The sequence below is a fragment of the Scandinavium manionii genome (assembly GCF_024764775.1).
Classification (GTDB): Bacteria; Pseudomonadota; Gammaproteobacteria; order Enterobacterales; family Enterobacteriaceae; genus Scandinavium; species Scandinavium manionii.
The window spans coordinates 244,806-265,770 of sequence record NZ_JALIGC010000037.1 but is presented as its reverse complement, the minus strand read 5'-3'; the positions used below and the strand labels follow the sequence as shown (position 1 = coordinate 265,770).

The following is a 20,965-nucleotide window of genomic DNA, read 5'->3' as shown; positions in this document are numbered from 1 at the left end:
CCCCGCAGTTTCCTTTTTTTGCCTCAATGGAGGGAAACATCATGCTAAGGCCTCAGGAACTGAGGCACGATATTCCCCTCGACATCAGAAAATTCTCTGTTCATTTTTACGGATTTCTACGCAGAACGCCGCACACATGTAACTTAATATTTTTCCCTGGTCCGCTCACAAAACGACAATTCAATATAAAACAAATGGTTATTTATTATCTTTAATGTCTAAAAAAAGACATTTAACATTATTTGCGTTTACATCAGCAGGGTAATAACCATACTGTCTAGGCCGATAAACAGGCGACCGAAAATTTAAAATTAAACACAACAGTCCTTGTTTTTCTTTTCTCTCAAATACCGATCAGGAATACCTTTCTATTATGAACATTAGCTACGTTAGTGATAACTATTACCTGTGCGCAGGTATCGAATCGCAAGTATTCGATTCACATCAGATTACCTGTAAGCGTGATATTGATGTGTATTTGCAGTCTTATAATCCGACCAACTATCTGGTCGTAGGAATTGAAAATCTGTTCCTGCGCGATTACTTCATTAAAAAGGTCAATACGCTGAGTCTTAAGTACATGGTACTGATGCAGGATATCATTAAAGATCACTGCTTTAAGATTGGTGACGTAGTGTTCTCTTCAATGGAGTGTTCACCGCACTATATCCAGAAAATCGTGCGCTACTTCCCGAAACCACGTCAGAATGTCCTCACCCAGCGTGAACTGGACATCCTCGATGTATTCCATTTGCAGAACGTGAAAATCGCCCGTGAACTGGATATTTCACAGAAAACGGCCAGCGGCCACCGGGTTAATATCCAGCATAAATTGCGGATGAAATCGAAAAATACACTGGCGATGTTACGCATCAAAACGGCTATTTCACGCAGCAACGGTTCACATCTGCACGGTCTATTGTCACAGCAATCCTGATAGCTCGAGATATTTACACGCCTTCGCCGGGAGAATTTTTCTCCCCGGCCCCCTCCGTTTTCGCAAATAACCGGTAATGAGGAGCTGTCGCTTTACCGCTAAAAATGATTGAGATCAGTTTTACGCTCAAAATAACGAATTTTTGCTTTCGCATTGCTCAACGCCACTAAAAAACGTAGCATCAATCGCCTGTAGTATTTTTTGTTCAATTTATGATAGACGATTAGATAGCAATTATGTCCCTGCGCCTGGCCTTACTGATGTGTTTTCTGTTTACTTTTCACTGCACTGCGCAGGCCGCCCGCGTTCGTCACTCTCATCATCGTCACGTCCATCATCGTCATCCGCACCCTTCGAAACCCGTAGCCATTAAGTCGACCAAAGCCACCGGTAATGTGAAGCGCCGCAAACGCCTGATGAGCGAGTACCAACACTGGAAAGGTACGCGCTATCGTCTGGGCGCAAACTCGCACAGAGCGATTGACTGCTCGGCCCTTACCCGTCGTCTTTATCAGGAAGCGTTCGCCATTAAACTACCGCGAACCACCGGCGAACAGATGCGCAGAGGCAAGAAAGCCCGACGTGGCACGCCGCATATTGGCGACCTGGTGTTCTTCAAAACCGGACGTGTGCAGCGACATGTGGGGATTTATATTGGCGATAATCGTTTTATTCACGCCTCCCGACGCAAAGGCGTCACCATTTCACAGTTAACCAGCCCATACTGGAACCATCATTTACTGGCGGTGCGCCAGGTTCTTCCCGATCCGGTAATGAGATAATTATAAATACAGTCTCAACCAGACTCATTTTAACGGTCTCGTTATGGCGAGGCTTCTGTACAAATATAAGATGACAGGAAGCGGATACGGGCCAGCTGATTTGCGGCCTGATGGACGGCACGGGGCTGATTATCTACGTCAAAACTGCGCAGGCGTTTCTGGAAATTGGCTGAAGAACGATAAAAAAGAGCCAGCACGACGCTGGCTCTTTTCTAAAACAATTTTGACTCAGATAACTTCGTTAATCAGGTGCAGGAGACCGTAGGTGGCAAGCCATCCACCGCCAATCACTGCGCCTTTTGAAGGTAGACTCATTCGTTTGAAAACGTGTTTGTTTTTCTTATAGATGACAAACGAGAACAAGAGTTTCACCGCAAAGGTACTTATAACAACCGCGTAAATGTTCATGTGCTCTCTGTGTCTGCATCCAGGCGCTGTTAAAAGAGTTTGACATATTACATTCCCACGTTAAAAACAGGGAATTATTTTGTGCGGTTTGGTTATTCCCTGTTAACGTGATTCACCACGATTTACGCTTCAACCAGCGCCTGCGCACACGCCCACGCTGAGGCCCAGGCCCACTGGAAGTTGTAGCCGCCGAGCCAGCCGGTGACGTCCATCACTTCGCCGATGAAATACAGCCCCGGCGCTTTGCGGGCTTCCATGGTGCGCGAAGACAGTTCGTTGGTATCGACCCCGCCCAGCGTCACTTCAGCAGTACGATATCCTTCGGTGCCGTTGGGCTGTACGCGCCAGCGAGTAAGCGTGTCCACCAGCTGTTGCTGATCTTTGCTGTTCAGTTGCTTGAGCTGCACGTCCGGGATTTGCCCCAGCAGTTGCAGACACTCCACCAGTCGTTTTGGTAACTGCATCGCCAGTGTATTTTTCAGGGTTTGGTTCGGGTGTGCATTGCGCTGTTCGTCGAGGAATACCTCGAGGTCACACTCCGGCAGCAGGTTAATGCTGACAAACTCTCCCGACTGCCAGTAGCTGGAAATTTGCAGTACCGCCGGGCCGGACAAGCCGCGATGGGTGAACAGCAAACTTTCGCGGAAAACGGTGCCGTCATCCGCGGTGATTACCGCAGGCACAGAAACGCCGGAAAGCACCTGCAGTTGTTCCAGCAGCGGTTTGTGCAGCGTAAACGGCACCAGACCCGCACGCGTCGGCAGGACGTTAAGCCCAAACTGCTCGGCAATTTTATAGCCGAACGGCGATGCGCCCAGGCCCGGCATCGACAGCCCGCCGCTGGCGATCACCAGCTTTTTCGCGGTCACCGTGTCGCCGTTCAGCAGCAAGGTGTAGCCGTCATCGTCACGTTCGACGCTAATAATCTCGGTGCGCAGCCGCGTGGTAACGTTGCCCTTTTCACATTCCGCCACCAGCATATCGACAATCTGCTGGGCGGAATCGTCACAGAACAGCTGGCCGAGGGTTTTCTCATGCCATGCAATACCGTACTTTCCGACCAGTTCGATGAAGTCCCATTGGGTGTAGCGGGCCAGCGCCGATTTGCAGAAATGAGGGTTCTGACTGAGGTATGCCGTGGGTTCCACGTACATATTGGTGAAGTTACAGCGCCCGCCGCCGGACATTAAAATCTTGCGGCCCGGCTTTTTGCCGTTATCCAGAAGCAGCACTCGCGCCCCCGCTTGTCCCGCCTGCGCTGCACAAAACATTCCCGCCGCGCCTGCGCCGACAACAATGGCATCAAACCTTTCCACACGCCTATCCTCTCGTTTTGAATGTCGGGAAGTGTAAATTTTCCTATTGGGTACGACCAGTAAGAATTTTTTCATATATGGTCATGCCTTTGAAACATATAGGGTAATTACCGACGCTATTTTTACGACAGTGAACAAATATCAATAAAAGTCTATATTTCTCTTTGCCCACGCTGCGTTTGTCCTGGATAATGCGCCGCGTTCATGTCCTCAAAATGGCGTAACGTACCTATGCTACATTTGTTTGCTGGCCTGGATTTGCATACTGGGCTTTTGTTATTGCTTGCTCTGGGATTTGTGTTGTTTTACGAAGCGATTAATGGCTTCCACGACACCGCAAACGCAGTAGCGACCGTTATCTACACCCGCGCAATGCGTTCGCAATTAGCGGTGGCGATGGCGGCAATTTTCAACTTCTTTGGCGTACTGTTAGGCGGTCTGAGCGTAGCCTATGCGATTGTGCATATGCTGCCAACGGATTTGCTGCTGAATATGGGCTCTGCTCATGGTCTCGCCATGGTCTTCTCTATGCTGTTGGCAGCGATTATCTGGAACCTCGGTACCTGGTATTTCGGCCTTCCGGCATCAAGCTCTCACACCCTGATCGGGGCCATTATCGGTATTGGTTTAACCAATGCGCTGATGACCGGCACCTCGGTGGTGGACGCGCTGAACATCCCGAAAGTCATAGGGATCTTCGGTTCACTGATTATTTCGCCTATCGTCGGTCTGGTTGTCGCCGGTGGCCTGATTTTCCTGCTGCGTCGTTACTGGAGCAACACCAAGAAAAAGGCGCGTATCCACCTCACGCCGGCCGAGCGTGAAAAGAAAGACGGTAAGAAAAAGCCGCCATTCTGGACGCGTATTGCCCTGATCCTCTCCGCAATTGGCGTGGCATTCTCCCACGGCGCGAACGATGGTCAGAAAGGCATTGGTCTGGTGATGCTGGTACTGATTGGTGTGGCACCGGCTGGATTCGTGGTCAACATGAATGCGTCCGGCTACGAAATCACCCGTACCCGTGATGCGGTCAACAACGTGGAAATCTATTTCCAGCAGCATCCTGATCTGCTGGCAAAAGTGACCAGTGCTGAACCGCTGATCCCCTCTCCGGAGCCTGGCGCTACCCAGCCTGCTGAGTTCCATTGCCATCCGGCGAATACCCTGAGTGCGTTAAACCGCGTAAAAGGTATGCTGGAGAACATTGAGAGCTACGACAAGTTGAGCGTTGAGCAGCGCAGCCAGATGCGTCGCGTCCTGCTGTGCATCTCCGATACCACCGATAAAGTCGCTAAGCTGCCGAACGTCAACAACGACGATCAGCGTCTGCTGAAGAAACTTAAAACCGATATGCTGAGCACCATCGAGTACGCTCCAGTCTGGATTATCATGGCCGTCGCTCTGGCGCTGGGCATTGGTACAATGATCGGCTGGCGTCGCGTGGCGACCACTATCGGCGAAAAAATCGGTAAGAAAGGCATGACCTATGCTCAGGGCATGTCAGCGCAGATGACCGCGGCGGTGTCGATTGGTCTGGCGAGTTACACCGGGATGCCGGTATCCACCACACACGTTCTGTCGTCCTCCGTTGCGGGTACGATGATCGTTGACGGTGGCGGCTTGCAGCGCAAAACCGTGACTAACATCCTGATGGCGTGGGTTCTGACTCTGCCAGCGGCGATTATTCTTTCTGGCGGACTGTACTGGCTGAGCCTCAAGCTCATCTGATTAGCCTGAAAGCACGACAAAAACGGGTCAGGAAACTGACCCGTTTTTTTATGCCTGTACTTTACAGAACAACACTCAGTGCCAAATCATTAAAGCAATCATGCTGATCACGACCAGGCCACACAGTGCACTGGTTAATACAAACTGACGGCGAACACGCTCACAGCGGCGGATAAACTCATCATCATGATGATCGCGGTAGCGCTGCGCGTAGATATACCACACCAGACGCACCTGTTTTCCAGGCTGACCGTGGGAGGTGAAAAAACCTCCGCCATCCACATACTGATAGAGTAAAGGATCGCAACCACGCAGCACCACCAGCAGCGCGCGCAACGATGAGAAATAGCGCGCCATATTCACCACACACACAATACACAAAGCCCAAAACAGTGCGACAGTGCTTACCATAGCTCCTCCCCGGCGACCGGCCCACGGAGACTTCCTCCGGGACTACCGCAACCCGAAACTCAACAGACAGTCAGTGAAAGAGTGAGAACCCGGTCACATTAACTTATCCGACCGACTCTTTTAATAGTGTAGGAGATTCGCTGATTTTTTTGCCACATCGTTAATCATTATCAATAGTTAAAACGCGATTATTTGTTTAACTGATTGGTGATCAAGGGTCATTGACGTAACTTGAGGCTCGTTTTAAGGTTGGGTTGTCTACACTATTTCATAACCAGACCCAAAATAATTCGAGTTGTAGGAAGGCGGCAAGGCTGAGACAAATTCGTCGGGAACGAATTTGACCAGCCAAAGGCTGGCCTCCGGTGAGAGACAGGATGTCTCTCATTCATCCCCAAGAGCTTACTTAAGTAAGTGACTGGGGTGAGCGGACGCAGCCAACGCACATGCAACTTGAAGTATGACGGGTATACACAGACTTAAGGAAGGAGTAACACTATGGCTTACAAACACATTCTTATCGCGGTTGACCTCTCCCCGGAAAGCAAAGTCCTGGTCGACAAAGCAGTCTCTATGGCGCGCCCGTACAACGCGAAAGTTTCCCTGATTCATGTCGATGTGAACTACTCCGATCTCTACACCGGCCTGATCGATGTCAATCTGGGTGATATGCAGAAACGCATCTCGGAGGAGACTCACCACGCGTTAAGCGAGCTTTCCACCAACGCCGGGTATCCGATCACAGAAACCCTCAGCGGCAGCGGTGACCTCGGCCAGGTTCTGGTCGACGCTATCAAGAAATACGATATGGATTTGGTGGTGTGCGGTCATCATCAGGATTTCTGGAGCAAACTGATGTCGTCTGCTCGTCAGCTGATTAATACCGTGCATGTGGATATGCTGATTGTTCCGCTGCGTGATGAAGAAGACGAGTAAGGTTATATTGCCCGGCGGCGTTACCGCTTGCCGGGCCTACCCGCCCCTCTCTACTCCGGTGTCCCCGCATAAATATCAAACCGGTGTCCTTTGGTGGCCACCGCATTTGGCGTGGCGACATCGGCTAACGGTGGCGCATAATCCGGGCGCTTCACCACGACCCGCTTTATCGCCAGCTGTTGCGCAGGCCCTAACAAACCATCGGCATCTAAATCCGGCCCCACCAGCGACTGAAACACCCGCATTTCCTTTTTCACCAGCGCGCTTTTCTGCTTGTGCGGAAACATCGGGTCGAGGTAAACCACCTGCGGACGCGGCGTGATATCGGTCAGCGCCGTCAGGCTGGACGCATGAATGAGCTGCAAGCGCTCCTGCAGCCAGCCGCCGATTTCCGGGTCGGCATAACCGCGTGCCAGACCATCATCAAGCAGCGCCGCCACCACCGGATTACGTTCCAGCATTCGCACGTGACAGCCAACGGATGCCAGCACGAACGCATCACGGCCTAACCCCGCCGTCGCATCCACGACGTCCGGCAGATAGCTGCCTTTCACCCCAACCGCTTTTGCCACCGCTTCGCCACGACCACCGCCGAATTTGCGTCGATGCGCCATCGCGCCGCCGACAAAATCCACGAAGATGCCGCCAAGCTTTGGCTCATCGCGCTTACGTAATTCAAGATGCTCCGGGGTTAATACCAGCGCCATCAGGTTGTCTGTATCGTGCTCCAGCGCCCAGCGGGTCGCCAGAACAGATAAGGCGCCATCGCTGGCGCCTGATTCATCAACTAAACAGATTTTCACGAAACAATTAGCCCTTGATGCCGTAATGCTCAAGCATCGCGTCCAACTGTGGTTCGCGTCCACGGAAGCGTTTGAACAGCGTCATCGGCTCTTCTGAACCGCCGCGGCTCAGGATGCTATCGAGGAAAGACTGCCCGGTTTCGCGGTTGAAAATCCCTTCTTCTTCGAAGCGGGAGAATGCATCTGCTGCCAGTACGTCGGCCCACAGGTAACTGTAGTAACCCGCCGCGTAACCGCCGGCGAAAATGTGGCTGAAGGCGTGTGGGAAACGGCCCCACGATGGACCCGGCACCACGGAAACCTGCTTCTTGATTTCAGCCAGCGTATCGAGGATTTTCGCGCCCTGCTCCGGCTTAAACTCGGCGTGCAGACGGAAATCGAACAGACCGAACTCCAGCTGGCGCAGAACAAACATCGCCGCCTGGTAGTTTTTCGCCGCCAGCATTTTATCCAGCAGTTCTTTTGGTAGCGGTTCGCCAGTTTCATAATGGCCAGAGATAAATGCCAGCGCCTCCGGCTCCCAGCACCAGTTTTCCATAAACTGGCTCGGCAGTTCGACGGCATCCCACGGCACACCGCTGATACCCGAAACACCTGCGGTTTCGATGCGGGTCAGCATGTGGTGTAGACCGTGACCGAATTCGTGGAACAGGGTGATCACTTCATCGTGGGTGAACAGCGCAGGTTTGCCGCTCACCGGACGGTTGAAGTTACAGGTCAGATAGGCCACTGGCTTTTGCAGCGAGCCATCGGCTTTACGCATCTGGCCCACGCAGTCGTCCATCCACGCCCCGCCGCGTTTGTGCTCGCGCGCGTAGAGGTCGAGATAGAAACTGCCACGCAGTTCGTTCTTGTCGTCGTATAGCTCGAAGAAGCGCACTTCCGGGTTCCATACGTCGATGTCGGTGCGCTCTTTGGCGGTGATGCCGTAAATACGCTCCACCACTTCGAACAGGCCGTTAACCGCTTTGTTTTCAGGGAAGTATGGACGCAGCTGTTCGTCACTGATGCTGTACAGATGCTGCTTTTGTTTTTCGCTGTAGTAAGCGATGTCCCACGGTTGCAGATCGTCCACGCCAAATTCGGCTTTCGCGTAGGCGCGCAGCTGGGCCAGCTCTTTCTCGCCCTGTGGACGGGCGCGTTTCGCCAGATCGGTCAGGAAATCGAGCACCTGCTGTGGGTTTTCCGCCATTTTGGTGGCGAGGGATTTAACCGCGTAGCTTTCGAAGCCCAGCAGTTGAGCCAGTTCGTGACGCAGGGCGAGGATCTCTTCCATCACCGGGCTGTTGTCCCATTTCCCGGCGTTCGGGCCCTGGTCGGACGCACGCGTGGTGTACGCGCGATACATCTCTTCACGCAGCGCCTGGTTGTCGCAATAGGTCATCACCGGCAGATAGCTTGGGATATCCAGCGTTAGCAGATACCCTTCCTGCTCTTTGGCTTCAGCCTGCGCTTTTGCCGCCGCCAAGGCGCTTTCCGGCATCCCGGCCAGCTCTGCTTCATCGGTTATCAGCTTTGTCCAGCCCATGGTGGCATCGAGCACGTTGTTGCTGTACTGGTTGCCTAATTCTGACAGGCGCGCGGCGATTTCGCCGTAGCGTTTCTGTTTCTCTTTCGACAGGCCAATCCCGGACAGCTCAAAATCACGCAGCGCGTTATCCACCGCTTTCTTCTGCGCGGTGTTGAGGCCCGCATAGTGGTCGCCATTGCGCAGATCGCGATAGGCCTGATACAGCCCTTCATGCTGACCGACCCAGGTGCTGTACTCGGACAGCAGCGGCAGCGTTTGCTCATAGGCTTCGCGCAGCTCCGGGCTGTTTTTCACGGAGTTCAGGTGGCTGACCGGAGAGAAAATACGGCCCAGTACGTCGTCCACTTCCGCCAGCGGCTGACAGAGATTTTCCCAGCTGTACGGCGCGCCTTGCGCCACCACACTTTCTACCGAGGTGCGGCAGTCGTCCAGCGCTTTGGTGACCGCAGGAACCACGTGTTCAGGCTGGATTTTCGAAAACGGAGGCAGTTCGAAAGGCGTCAGTAATGGATTGGTCATAAGCGCTGTCCTGTTGAAAAGAGTGAATAAGGCGCACGTCCGGCGCGGCACATATCTTGGTAGAATGGGGATAAGTGTAGAGGATTTCAATGGCAGCGGGCTTTCAGTTTTTGTAGGCCGGGTAAGGCGCAACGCGCCACCACCCGGAAAACTCTCACCGCAAATGCTGTCCGGCAGCATACGCGGCAGGCAGGTCCAGACGCTGCCAGAATTGCTGATCCGGCGTGATGCCGGAAAGTGGATACCCGGCGGGCAGCGCGGTTTGCACCATCAGCGCACGGCGTTGCTGCGCCGACGCGTTTGGCAACGCGCTTTCCAGCAGCACTTCCGCGCCCTGCGGCACCGTCAGCGCAGCTGACTCCCCTTTCTGCTGCGGCAAATCGTAGCTCAGGGTGAAGCGATAAAACGCATGCATCGCCGGGTCGTGATACGGGTCGTCTTTTCCATCGGTTTTGGCGCATTCCACCAGCGTCGTGCCGCACTCTTTTGCCAGCGCAGCGCGCAGCTGGTCTCGGGCTTCATTGAACAACGCCCGGTATTTCGGATCGTTGAGGGCATGCGCCACGTTGCTTTGCGCCACCATTCGCGAGCCCATCACGTCCAGCGGGTAATGCACGCCAAGCACAATGCGGGAGTATCCGTAGCGTGCGCCGCGCGTCACCAGCGCGTCATAGCGTTCGGGGATCATCTGCGCCATCAGCAGCGCGTCGGTCACGCCGGTGTTGGTATGCCCGCTCGGGAAAGAGCCGCCGTCTGCGGTGTAAGGCTGATTGTCTTTCACTACCGTATCGTCGGGCACGAGGTGAATGGTGTTGCCCTGCACCAGGAACGGTCGCGCGTAGTTGAAGTGCTTTTTCGCCGCGCCGGTGCTGACTTCACTGGCTTTAATCAGCGCCGCCGCCTTGTTCAGTTCGCCTTTGTCATAGGCGTTGATAAACGCTTTGCCCAGACGCGGCCCCAGCGCATCGCTGAGGAAATAGAGATAGCTAATGCCCTCGGCATCGGCCAGCGCCTGCTGACGCATGGCTGCTGACGCATCGCGGTTGATGTCAGTCACCGTTTCCAGGCTTGCCGCCAGCGTGTCGGTGGACAGCGAGCTGAACGCGGAAAGCAGACCAATGCCCGCCTGCTGACGGGCTTTGGTCTGGAAATCATAACCGCTGGCCTTGAGCCACGCGGTATCCGCCTGGGTGGACGACTGCTTCGCGTTTTCCAGCCCGTCACGCTTGAGCGTTGGCTCGCCGTTTTGCAACGCATGACGTAGCGCCGTCAGCGACTGGCCTTCCAGCGCATCAAACGCCTGACTGTTGGCCGCTGGCGTGACGGTAGCGGCCAGCTGTGCCGCCGTGCTCACCGTCGTTTCTTTGGCCAGTGCAGGGAGCGCCAACAGCAGCGCGGCTGCGAGGAACGAATAATTTTTAGTCATTTTTTTATCCTGGATTCAATGAATTACCTTGCCTGAATCCGACGCTAGCGCATCCGTTTGACACATTTATGACAGCGGGAATCACCGTCGCGCTCAGCATCAGCGGTAATCCACGGCAATCTGCGGTAAACTGTCGGCATCGTTTATTATTTCGGAACTCCCGTATCCATGCTCAGTTATCGCCACAGCTTTCACGCTGGCAACCATGCCGACGTCCTCAAACACACCGTTCAGAGCCTGATCATTGAATCGCTGAAAGAGAAAGAAAAACCGTTTCTCTATCTCGACACCCACGCAGGCGCCGGTCGTTACCAGCTGAGCGGCGAACATGCGGAGCGCACCGGTGAGTATCTGGAAGGCATCGCCCGCATCTGGCAGCAGGACGATTTACCGGCAGAACTTGAGCCTTACATCAGCGTAGTGCAGCACTTCAATCGTAGCGGCCAGCTGCGCTACTACCCAGGTTCCCCGCTGATTGCGCGCCAGCTGCTGCGCGAGCAAGACAGCCTGAACCTGACCGAACTGCACCCGAGCGATTTCCCGCTGCTGCGTTCCGAATTCCAGAAAGATGACCGCGCCCGCGTGGAGAAATCCGACGGCTACCAGCAGCTTAAATCCAAGCTGCCACCGGCCTCGCGTCGCGGTCTGGTATTGATTGACCCACCATATGAAATCAAAACCGATTATCAGGCGGTGGTGACCGGCATCAGCGAAGGCTACAAGCGTTTCGCCACCGGCACTTACGCGCTGTGGTACCCGGTGGTTCTGCGCACGCAAATCAAACGCATGATTAAAGAACTCGAAGCCACCGGCATTCGTCGCATCCTGCAAATCGAGCTGGCGGTGCGTCCGGACAGCGATCAGCGCGGCATGACTGCATCGGGCATGATTGTTATCAACCCGCCGTGGAAGCTCGAGCAGCAGATGAAAAACGTTCTGCCATGGCTGCACAAAAAGCTGGTTCCGGCAGGCACCGGCCACGCCACCGTCAGTTGGATAGTGCCGGAGTAATCGCAATCATCGGTGGAACCTATGGATTCCAGGTATACAATCGCGGCAATTAACGATTAAGGAAGAAGCTATGACTAAGCATTATGACTACATCGCCATCGGCGGCGGCAGCGGCGGCATCGCCTCCATCAACCGCGCGGCAATGTACGGCCAGAAATGTGCGCTGATTGAAGCCAAAGAGCTCGGCGGCACCTGCGTTAACGTCGGTTGTGTACCGAAAAAAGTGATGTGGCATGCAGCGCAAATCCGCGAAGCCATCCACATGTACGGCCCGGATTACGGTTTCGATACCACTATCAACCACTTCGACTGGAACAAACTGGTTTCCAGCCGCAGCGCTTACATTGACCGTATCCATACCTCGTACGACACTGTGCTGGGCAAAAATAACGTGGATGTTATCAAAGGCTTTGCTCGCTTCATCGATGAAAAAACCATCGAAGTGAACGGCGAAACCCTGACCGCGGACCACATTCTGATTGCCACCGGCGGTCGTCCGAGCCACCCGTCTATTCCAGGCGTGGAGTTCGGCATCGACTCCGACGGTTTCTTCGCGCTGCCCGCGTTGCCAAAACGCGTCGCCGTCGTGGGCGCGGGTTATATTGCGGTAGAACTGGCGGGCGTTATCAATGGACTGGGTGCAGAAACGCATCTGTTCGTGCGTAAACACGCGCCGCTTCGCAGCTTTGATCCGATGATCATCGAGACGCTGGTTGAAGTCATGGCGGCCGAAGGGCCGACGCTGCACACCCATGCAGTGCCGAAAGCAGTGGTTAAAAATGCCGACGGCAGCCTGACGCTTGAGCTGGAAGATGGCCGTAGCCAGACCGTTGATGCCCTGATTTGGGCGATTGGCCGTGAGCCAGAGACGGATAACGTCAACCTCGCAGCGACCGGTGTGAAAACCAACGACAAAGGCTATATCGTTGTCGATAAGTTCCAGAACACCAGCGTGCCGGGCATTTATGCGGTAGGCGATAACACCGGTGCCGTGGAACTGACGCCAGTCGCGGTGGCCGCAGGTCGTCGTCTTTCAGAGCGCCTGTTCAACAACAAGCCGGACGAGCATCTGGATTACAGCAACATTCCAACGGTGGTATTCAGCCATCCGCCGATTGGCACCGTGGGTCTTTCCGAACCGCAGGCGGTTGAGCAGTACGGCGCAGACGCCGTGAAGGTGTATAAATCCTCCTTCACCGCGATGTATACCGCCGTGACCTCTCATCGTCAGCCGTGCCGCATGAAACTGGTGTGCGTCGGCCCGGAAGAGAAAATCGTCGGTATTCACGGCATCGGCTTCGGGATGGATGAAATCCTGCAAGGCTTTGCGGTAGCGCTGAAAATGGGCGCAACCAAAAAAGACTTCGACAATACCGTCGCGATTCACCCGACGGCGGCAGAAGAATTCGTTACCATGCGTTAATCCATACCCCCCGCCGCTGGCGGGGGGTTATTATTATCTCAACACCCTTCCCTTAATTTAATATTGGATAATCTTCTTTTTCAGTCCGCACGATTTGTACCGTGTCCATAATTTGAATTACGTAACAATACGTGTCTGTCCAGAACAGCGTATTTTTATAAGGTTTGAGTGATGAAAAAGTTCATATTCTCTGTGGTGACTGCGGCAATGCTATTGCCCGCTCTCTCTCTTCCCGCTCACGCGACATACCATAGCGAGAAACGTCAGGAAGCCCGCTACACTCGCCAGGAGTCACGTACGGAAGGCCGTCAGGAAAAGCGGGATTGCGTCAGAGCAGACGACAAGAGCAACGCTTCTTGCCGCCAGGATAAGCGTGAAAACCGCCGCGACGGCCGCCAGGATGCTCGCGACCAGAAATGGTAAAGTGAATTATTCGGGTGCAATATGTTTCAACAACGCGTGCCCGATATAATTACTCCAGTTGAAACTATTCTGTAAAACCACCACTGCATTCTGGTTTTCTTTATCGAAACCGATATAGCTGGAATAACCGCCGATATATCCCACCTGATAGGTAATTTTTTGCTGGCCGTAGGTGTCTGTTATCCAGGCAATATTGGCCGCTTCTTTTTCACGCGGGAAATAATCAACGCTGACGTCCGTAAAGGCTTTATTCAGCGCGGCGCTCTGCGTCGGCGAGAAATGCGCCCTGGCGTATTCAATAAGGTCACGCGCGTCACTGTAAAGGCTGGCGGCTCCAACCATATTATTGCTGAACTGCCAGTCCGGCGTTAATGCGCCACGGGCAATGAATTTGGGCTGATCGCCCGCATGGCCTAGCGCACGCTGCGGGAAGGAACGCAAACTTTCCGGGTCAAAGCTCGAGCTTTTCATCCCCAGCGGCTGGAATATCTGCTGCTCAGAAAGCGTTTCAATCGACTCGCCGGTTTTGTATTTCAGGACATAGCCGAGGATGGCGTAACCGATATTCGAATAGCGCGGCTCATGCGTGAGCGGTGCACGGAAAGTGCTGAGATAATTCAGCACGCCATCGCTGTCCAAATCCTGATAGAAATTCTCACCGTCGCGCAGATAACTCACCAGATGCTCCAGCGACAGCAGATTCATCGGCTGACGCGGCAGGCCCGAGGTGTGCGTCACCAGCTGTAAGAGGGTGATGTTTTGCGCATCTTTGCTGAGCGGAGTTCCCGGCGGCAGCAGCGTGGCTAAGGTGTCATCCCAGTGCAGGCGCCCTTCGTTCACCATCAACGTCACCACTTCTGCGGTGATGCCTTTGCTCAGAGAACCGAGGGCAAACAGGGTATCCGGCGTTATCGGGTAGCGGTTTTTGGCATCGGTAATGCCATAACAATAAAACTTTGGCGGGCCATTATGCTGAATGACGGCCACCACCATGCCCGACACCTGTTTGCTTTGCATATATTCGGTGACCAGCTCATTGACGGAAAGCACCCGTCCGTTTTGCGCCACCTGCTTTACTTCACTGGAAGGCATATTCATTTGTGATAGCGTCCCGGCGCAGCCTGTCAGCAACGCAGATGCTATCAGCCCAGGGAGAATTAACCCTTTCAACACGGACCTTCCCGTTTAATAAAGTGCATAATGTGTACAAATCGATGGAGGGCAAGACCATAACGATATTCATAATTGGTTGCAAAGTGAAAGCTCTGAAAGTGATAAATCAGCAATCCGCCTCGTTTTCACGGTTTTTTGCGTTAAAACAGCCAATTAGCATGAAATTACGGCCAGAAAAAAACATGTAAACGTGACCAAGCGCACGCTTTTGCCCCTCGACATCGAAGCGAATGACTACGCTTAATAGAGCGCCGTTTTTTTCCGGCTCCTTGTTTTGACGCTATCCGGAGGTTTTACCCTATGCTCAACCAGAAATTACGCAACCCGGAAACCGACGAAGCTCAGGCCATCGAGTCTGAACCTTCCTATCTCATGGATCCGTGCGAATTAAAACTGGATGAAATGTTCGAGGTTGAGCCCGAACCGGAGATGATTGAGGGGATGCCCGCGTCCGATGCGCTGACCCCTGCAGACCGCTATATGGAACTGTTTGAGCGCGTCCAGTCGGCACGAATTTTTGCCGATAGCAAAACCTTCCCCGATTGCGCACCGCGAATGGACCCGCTGGATATTCTGATCCGCTTTCGTCAGCAGAAACGTCAGCCAGGTTTTAATCTGCGAACTTTCGTTGAGGAGCATTTCTGGCTGCCGGAAGACCACAGCGATGACTACGTTTCCGACCCCAACAAATCGCTAAAAGAACATATCGATTCCCTGTGGCCAGTGCTGACGCGAGAGCCGCAGGATCACATCCCCTGGTCTTCCCTGCTGGCGCTGCCGCAGGCGTATATCGTGCCCGGCGGACGCTTCACTGAGACCTATTACTGGGATTCCTATTTCACTATGCTCGGCCTGGCGGAAAGCGGCCGCGGGGACTTGCTCAAATGCATGGCCGATAACTTCGCGTGGATGATTGAGCGCTACGGTCACATCCCAAACGGCAACCGCACCTATTATCTCAGCCGCTCGCAGCCACCGGTATTTGCCCTGATGGTGGAATTGTTTGAGGAAGATGGCGTGCGCGGCGCGAAACGCTATCTCGACCATCTGAAAATGGAATACAACTTCTGGATGGATGGTTCTGGAAACCTGCTGCCGAATCAGGCATGGCGACACGTGGTGCGCATGCCGGACGGCTCGCTGCTCAACCGCTACTGGGATGACCGTGATACGCCGCGCGATGAATCGTGGCTGGAAGATGTGGAAACCGCGCGTCATTCTGGCCGACCGCCAAATGAGGTCTATCGCGATTTACGCGCAGGGGCGGAGTCCGGCTGGGACTATTCGTCGCGTTGGCTGCGGGATACCACGCGGCTGGCGAGTATCCGTACCACGCAGTTTATTCCCATCGATTTGAACGCGTTTCTGTTCAAACTGGAAAGTACCATTGCCAATATTTCTGCAGCCAAAGGCGATCGGGAAACTGAAGCCGAATTCCGCCACAAGGCCAGCGAACGCCGGGCGGCGGTGACGCGCTATTTGTGGGATGATGAACAGGGCTGTTATCGCGACTATGACTGGCGTCGCGAAGAGTTGGCGCTGTTTTCTGCCGCCAGCATGGTGCCGCTGTACGTCGGTATGGCCACGCATGAACAGGCAGACAAACTCGACACTGCGGTACGCACGCGGCTGCTGACTCCCGGCGGGCTCCTCACCACCGAATACGACAGCGGCGAGCAGTGGGATTTCCCCAACGGCTGGGCACCGCTGCAATGGATGGCGATTCAGGGCTTCAAGCTGTACGGCAACGACGCGCTGGGCAATGAAATCGCCCGTAGCTGGCTGAAGACCGTGAACCACTTTTATCAGCACCATCAGAAGGTGATTGAGAAATATCACATCGCCACCGGAATGCCCCGTGAAGGGGGCGGTGGAGAATATCCGTTACAGGACGGCTTCGGTTGGAGCAACGGCGTGGCGCGCCGCCTGATGGGCCTGTACGGCGAACCGTAACGCCGTTATCGAATGGCACTGTAAATGGCTGACTGAATGGTGAGCCATTTTTTATTTTGTGCATCCGGCGTGGCATCCGCGCGCAGCTTAGCCTGCGAAACAGTGTAACGCTGGCGCTCCACCACCGCAGGCGTGGTGCAGAACGCCTGTAAATAGGCTTTGCGCACCGACGTTAACGACTCGCCGTTGGACATCGCGTGGCTGAGGGTGCTGATATACCGACGACAAGGCTTTGGTTCATCCATTTGCAGCCGATAGCGCAGCAAAAGTTCCAGCACGTCATCATAGCGGAACGACTGAGCCTGTTCGGTCCACGCCAGTTGCCAGGTCATTCCCCCCCGTAAAAACAGCATCGTCACCTGCGTATCGTTACGGTCGATCGCCGCCCGCAGGCTGTTGATATCCCAGCTTATCCCCATGTTCGCGAGCTTCTCACGCGGTGACGGGAGTTCACGCTCCGGCGCATCCACCAGCACTTCACTTGCCTGCGCCGTCGATTCCGCAGGCGCCACGGTGTTAAACATCCACAACGCGCCGAACGCCATCACCAGCATCGCCACGCCGACGGCGCACCACAGCACCGTCGAAATCACCTGGTCCCGGTCTTCTGGGCTGCGTACCGGCTGCTTTTTCGGCGGCTCGATATTCTCACGAACCGCCGAAACATCACCGCCCAGCGCCCGGTCTTTGCTGCGGGCATTTTCCCAGAAATGATGCAACTCGTTGCTGTCCACCGCCATAAAGGATGCCGGATTGACCCGGGTGCGGCCTTGTTCAAACGCGCGCTGAACCGGGCTGGCAATCTGTCGCTGATAGTTCTCAAGCAGCACCATTTCGGTCGTCGTCAGCGGACGATGCGCGAGAACGGCGTTACGCATCACCCGACAATCTTCCAGAAACGCATGCAACGTGACGCGCTGTTCAGCCAGAAACGTCAGCGCCGACGCGGAGTTAAATAGCGTCGAGTAATGACGGGCAAAAGCTTTTTTATCGACGATCAGCAGGGCTAAATCGCTGAACAACATGCCGGACAGAATATCCCCGGCGTCGCTGTTCGCCAGCCACCGACGAACGCTGTCGGCGCCGAACTGCAGCTTGAGTGAATCATTCAGGCGTGTAGCATCGGGAAAGGCCTGGCTAATCAGCGCTTTGAGCGTCAGCGTCAGGGCACGCAGCTGTCGCTGGGCCTGTTCCTGATGCGCATCACCCTCCTCGCCGGGTAAAGAATCAAATTTGAGACGCGGCTGCTGCTGACGCACAAATTCCAGCGCGGCGACAAAACGCAACGCCGCAATCAGCTGGTTGTCCGTCACCGCCTGCCCGCGTTCATACACCGGGACCACCTGTTGCAGGTGACGTAGCTGCAACGTGAAATCGCTAATCTGTGCATCATTGAGATTAAGCCGCCGCGCCACGTTCGCCCAGCCGCCCAGATTCAGCCGGGCCTGCTCGAGCTGCTCAAGAAACCAGCGTGGATCTTTCGCTTCAGCGCCGTGGACATTCAGCAGCGAGAGGATCTCACTCGCCGCCTGGCGGATCACGCTCAGACAGTGCTCAAACTGGTCACCGGAATAGTGCGATGCAGTGTGCATCCGTTTTCCTTCTCAGAGGACATCAGTACCCCCGCACATTACGGGGTTTTATTTTTGTTTTTAGCAAGTTAGAAATAAGATTACATCAGTGTGATGTCGGCTAATCCGTCTATAAAACGATAAAAGTACCCGGAGTAAATACGATGGTAAAAATCGTGACACCCAGATTGAGTGCGGAATCGCTTTGCGAAGCAGACTGGCCCTTCTTTTTGGCCTTGCAGCAGAACCAGGAAGTGATGCGCTACGTGGCAGATTCACGAACGGAACGCGAGATACGAGAAGCATTTGAATCACGACTGTCGCAGTGGACGCCGGGTGCTGCGCACTGGCTGTGCCTGCTGGTTCGGGAGACGGCAACGGGACTGCCCGTGGGCGTAACCGGGTATATTCATCGGGAGCCGGACTGTGCAGAAGTGGGTTTCTTATGTGCGCCCGGGGCACACGGCAAAGGATTCGCCACGGAATCACTGCATGCGGTGTGTGATTTTGCGTTTACCACCGGTGGAATACGGCGGCTCATCGCCACGGTCACCGTGGGGAATAGCGCCTCGCGCCGGGTGCTGGAGAAAGCAGGTTTTGTGCTGGAAGGCGAATTGCGGGAAAGCTATCTGATTGGTGGGAAATGGCACAACGACTGGGTGCTGGGGTTATTGCGTCACGAGTATCAACAGCCCTCACCCTAGCCCTCTCCCGGACTGTACACGGGCCAGGAGAGGGGCGGAGTGAAGCTAAAAATTACAAAAACATTCCACCAGAAACTTCAATTCGCTGCGCGTTCATCCAGCCCAGCTCATCACTGAGCAATGCAGCAATCGCGCCACCGATATCATCCGGCAGACCCGCCCGGCCGAGCGCCGTCTGGGACGCAACGTACTGATTCATTTCCGCGTTATCACGCACGCGTCCACCGCCGAAGTCGGTTTCAATCGCACCCGGCGCAATAATATTGACCGAAATCCCGCGTGCGCCCAACTCTTTCGCCTGGTAGCGCGTCAGCACTTCCATCGCGCCTTTCATCGAGGCGTAGGCCGCGAAGCCCGGCAGCGCGAAACGCGCCAGTCCAGACGACACGTTCAGGATCCGGCCACCATCCTGAATCAACGGCAGAAGCTGCTGAGTCAGAAAGAACGGGCCTTTAAAATGGATGTTCATTAGCTCGTCAAACACCGCCTCGCTGGTCTCGGCAAACGCACCGTACAAACCGATTCCGGCGTTGTTCACTAAATAATCAAAGGTGTCACGCTGCCAGGTCTTTTGCAGCTGCTGCTGTACCTGGTGGGCAAAACTCTCGAAACCGGAGACTTCGGCGACGTTGAGCTGTAATGCTGCGGCTTTCACGCCAATTGCTTCAATTTCCGCGACAACTTTTTGTGCTTCCTGCTGATTGCTGTTGTAAGTCAGCAGAATATCAATTCCTTTCGCCGCCAGCTTCAGCGCCGCGTTTTTTCCCAGCCCACGGCTTGCGCCAGTGATCAAAGCGATACGTTGTGTCATAACCAACCTCATTTCAGACAAGAGAACAGTGAGATAGAGCTTATTGGGTTGCATATAATCAATAAAGATACGAAATTACGTTTCATTGTTTCACTGACAACAACAAAGGCCGCTACCTATGGATAAAATTCACGCAATGCAACTGTTCATTCGCGTCGCAGAACTGGAGAGTTTTTCGCGCGCGGCTGACACGCTCGGCCTTCCAAAGGGTAGTGTATCGCGCCAAATTCAGGCGCTGGAAAACCTGCTGGGCGTTCGCCTTTTGCACCGCACCACCCGCCGGGTGCAGCTTACGCAGGACGGAATGGTCTATTACGAACGCGCAAAAGATTTACTCAGCAACCTCGATGAACTCGACGGCATGTTCCAGCATGACCCCACCAGCATCAGCGGACGTTTACGGGTGGACATGCCGGTGGGCGTTGCTCGAAATTTAGTCATCCCAAAACTGCCCGCATTTCTGCAGCAGTATCCCGGTATCGAACTGGAACTCAGCAGCAGCGATCGCCTGGTGGATGTGATTCGGGAAGGATTCGACTGCGTGGTGCGCGTCGGCACGCTGAAAGATTCCGGATTAGTGGCGCGGCCGATCGGCAAACTGACCGTAATTAACTGTGCCAGCCCAAATTATCTGGAACGTTTTGGCTATCCGGAAACTCTCGACGATCTCGCGGGCCATGCGATGGTGCATTACGCCACCAGCCTCGGGGTACGCCCGCAGGGCTTTGAGCTCAACACCGACAATCAAATTCGCTGGCTGAAAACCGGCGGTGTTTTGACGGTCAACAGCACTGAAACCTATCACGCGGCCTGTCTCGCGGGTCTGGGGATTATTCAAGTGCCGCGCATCGGTGTGAAAGATGCCCTGCGCAGCGGAAAACTGGTCGAGATCCTGCCGCACTACCGCGCCGAACCGATGCCGGTATCGCTGATTTACCCACATCGCCGCAACCTTTCCCGCCGCGTACATCTGTTTATGGAGTGGTTAACGGACGTGTTGAAAAGCTACGTGGACTGATAGTCATGAGGTTTCGTTAATCATCGACACCTCATCGGCTATAATTTCGTTTATGTTGTAAAAAGAAGGAATAAATACCTG

The 20,965-nt window shown here is 54.4% G+C and carries 18 protein-coding genes; 10 read left to right on the top strand and 8 right to left on the bottom strand.

Annotated elements, in window-relative coordinates; all coding sequences use genetic code 11:
• The first annotated feature begins 373 nt into the window (after positions 1-373).
• Positions 374-937 (top strand): LuxR C-terminal-related transcriptional regulator, encoded by a 564-nt coding sequence (locus MUU51_RS10995; RefSeq protein WP_159769367.1) that lies wholly within the window; start codon positions 374-376, stop codon positions 935-937.
• Positions 938-1,173: 236 nt separating this feature from the next.
• Positions 1,174-1,719: an NlpC/P60 family protein gene (locus MUU51_RS10990; protein ID WP_258967753.1), complete on the top strand. Its 546-nt coding sequence runs from the start codon at positions 1,174-1,176 to the stop codon at positions 1,717-1,719.
• Between the two features lie 530 nt (positions 1,720-2,249).
• Here MUU51_RS10990 and MUU51_RS10985 read toward each other — a convergent pair.
• On the bottom strand, positions 2,250-3,443 hold the full coding sequence (locus MUU51_RS10985) for a BaiN/RdsA family NAD(P)/FAD-dependent oxidoreductase (protein ID WP_159769364.1): 1,194 nt from the start codon (positions 3,441-3,443) through the stop codon (positions 2,250-2,252).
• A gap of 231 nt (positions 3,444-3,674) precedes the next feature.
• On the opposite strand from MUU51_RS10985, the gene pitA reads away from it, so the two are divergent.
• Positions 3,675-5,171, top strand: coding sequence for an inorganic phosphate transporter PitA (gene pitA, locus MUU51_RS10980; protein WP_159769361.1), 1,497 nt, complete (start codon positions 3,675-3,677; stop codon positions 5,169-5,171).
• Positions 5,172-5,246: 75 nt separating this feature from the next.
• On the opposite strand, the gene uspB is transcribed toward pitA, so the two are convergent.
• Positions 5,247-5,582, bottom strand: a complete 336-nt coding sequence (uspB, locus tag MUU51_RS10975) for a universal stress protein UspB (protein WP_097163345.1) — start codon at positions 5,580-5,582, stop codon at positions 5,247-5,249.
• 498 nt (positions 5,583-6,080) lie between these two features.
• Between uspB and uspA the strand changes: the two genes are divergently transcribed.
• A complete protein-coding gene (uspA, locus tag MUU51_RS10970) occupies positions 6,081-6,518 on the top strand; it encodes a universal stress protein UspA (protein WP_003861223.1) in 438 nt (145 codons plus the stop codon).
• Positions 6,519-6,568: 50 nt separating this feature from the next.
• Here uspA and rsmJ read toward each other — a convergent pair whose 3' ends face one another.
• From rsmJ to MUU51_RS10955, 3 genes are all read right to left on the bottom strand, one after another.
• Positions 6,569-7,321, bottom strand: coding sequence for a 16S rRNA (guanine(1516)-N(2))-methyltransferase RsmJ (gene rsmJ / locus MUU51_RS10965; protein ID WP_159769358.1), 753 nt, complete (start codon positions 7,319-7,321; stop codon positions 6,569-6,571).
• Between the two features lie 7 nt (positions 7,322-7,328).
• Positions 7,329-9,371, bottom strand: a complete 2,043-nt coding sequence (gene prlC / locus MUU51_RS10960; RefSeq protein ID WP_159769355.1) for an oligopeptidase A — start codon at positions 9,369-9,371, stop codon at positions 7,329-7,331.
• Between the two features lie 154 nt (positions 9,372-9,525).
• Positions 9,526-10,797, bottom strand: a complete 1,272-nt coding sequence (locus tag MUU51_RS10955; protein ID WP_258967752.1) for an acid phosphatase — start codon at positions 10,795-10,797, stop codon at positions 9,526-9,528.
• Between the two features lie 168 nt (positions 10,798-10,965).
• On the opposite strand from MUU51_RS10955, the gene MUU51_RS10950 reads away from it, so the two are divergent.
• The 3 genes from MUU51_RS10950 to MUU51_RS10940 all read left to right on the top strand — a co-directional run bounded on the left by MUU51_RS10950 (position 10,966) and on the right by MUU51_RS10940 (position 13,654).
• Positions 10,966-11,808 carry a 23S rRNA (adenine(2030)-N(6))-methyltransferase RlmJ gene (locus MUU51_RS10950; RefSeq protein WP_159769349.1) on the top strand — a complete coding sequence of 281 codons (843 nt, stop codon included), beginning with the start codon at positions 10,966-10,968 and terminating at the stop codon, positions 11,806-11,808.
• A gap of 70 nt (positions 11,809-11,878) precedes the next feature.
• On the top strand, positions 11,879-13,231 hold the full coding sequence (gorA, locus tag MUU51_RS10945) for a glutathione-disulfide reductase (protein ID WP_258967751.1): 1,353 nt from the start codon (positions 11,879-11,881) through the stop codon (positions 13,229-13,231).
• Between the two features lie 171 nt (positions 13,232-13,402).
• A complete protein-coding gene (locus tag MUU51_RS10940; RefSeq protein WP_159769343.1) occupies positions 13,403-13,654 on the top strand; it encodes a hypothetical protein in 252 nt (83 codons plus the stop codon).
• 6 nt (positions 13,655-13,660) lie between these two features.
• Here the strand turns inward: MUU51_RS10940 and MUU51_RS10935 are convergent, their stop codons facing one another.
• On the bottom strand, positions 13,661-14,752 hold the full coding sequence (locus tag MUU51_RS10935) for a serine hydrolase domain-containing protein (RefSeq protein ID WP_159769340.1): 1,092 nt from the start codon (positions 14,750-14,752) through the stop codon (positions 13,661-13,663).
• 375 nt (positions 14,753-15,127) lie between these two features.
• On the opposite strand from MUU51_RS10935, the gene MUU51_RS10930 reads away from it, so the two are divergent.
• On the top strand, positions 15,128-16,780 hold the full coding sequence (locus tag MUU51_RS10930) for an alpha,alpha-trehalase (RefSeq protein WP_258967750.1): 1,653 nt from the start codon (positions 15,128-15,130) through the stop codon (positions 16,778-16,780).
• Between the two features lie 5 nt (positions 16,781-16,785).
• On the opposite strand, the gene MUU51_RS10925 is transcribed toward MUU51_RS10930, so the two are convergent.
• Positions 16,786-18,372, bottom strand: a complete 1,587-nt coding sequence (locus tag MUU51_RS10925) for an STY4199 family HEPN domain-containing protein (protein ID WP_258967749.1) — start codon at positions 18,370-18,372, stop codon at positions 16,786-16,788.
• A 143-nt stretch (positions 18,373-18,515) separates the two neighbouring features.
• On the opposite strand from MUU51_RS10925, the gene MUU51_RS10920 reads away from it, so the two are divergent.
• Positions 18,516-19,055, top strand: coding sequence for a GNAT family N-acetyltransferase (locus MUU51_RS10920; protein ID WP_258967748.1), 540 nt, complete (start codon positions 18,516-18,518; stop codon positions 19,053-19,055).
• A 52-nt stretch (positions 19,056-19,107) separates the two neighbouring features.
• On the opposite strand, the gene MUU51_RS10915 is transcribed toward MUU51_RS10920, so the two are convergent.
• Positions 19,108-19,866 carry an SDR family NAD(P)-dependent oxidoreductase gene (locus tag MUU51_RS10915; protein WP_159769328.1) on the bottom strand — a complete coding sequence of 253 codons (759 nt, stop codon included), beginning with the start codon at positions 19,864-19,866 and terminating at the stop codon, positions 19,108-19,110.
• A 118-nt stretch (positions 19,867-19,984) separates the two neighbouring features.
• Between MUU51_RS10915 and MUU51_RS10910 the strand changes: the two genes are divergently transcribed.
• A complete protein-coding gene (locus MUU51_RS10910) occupies positions 19,985-20,884 on the top strand; it encodes a LysR family transcriptional regulator (RefSeq protein ID WP_159769325.1) in 900 nt (299 codons plus the stop codon).
• The last annotated feature ends 81 nt before the right edge of the window (positions 20,885-20,965 follow it).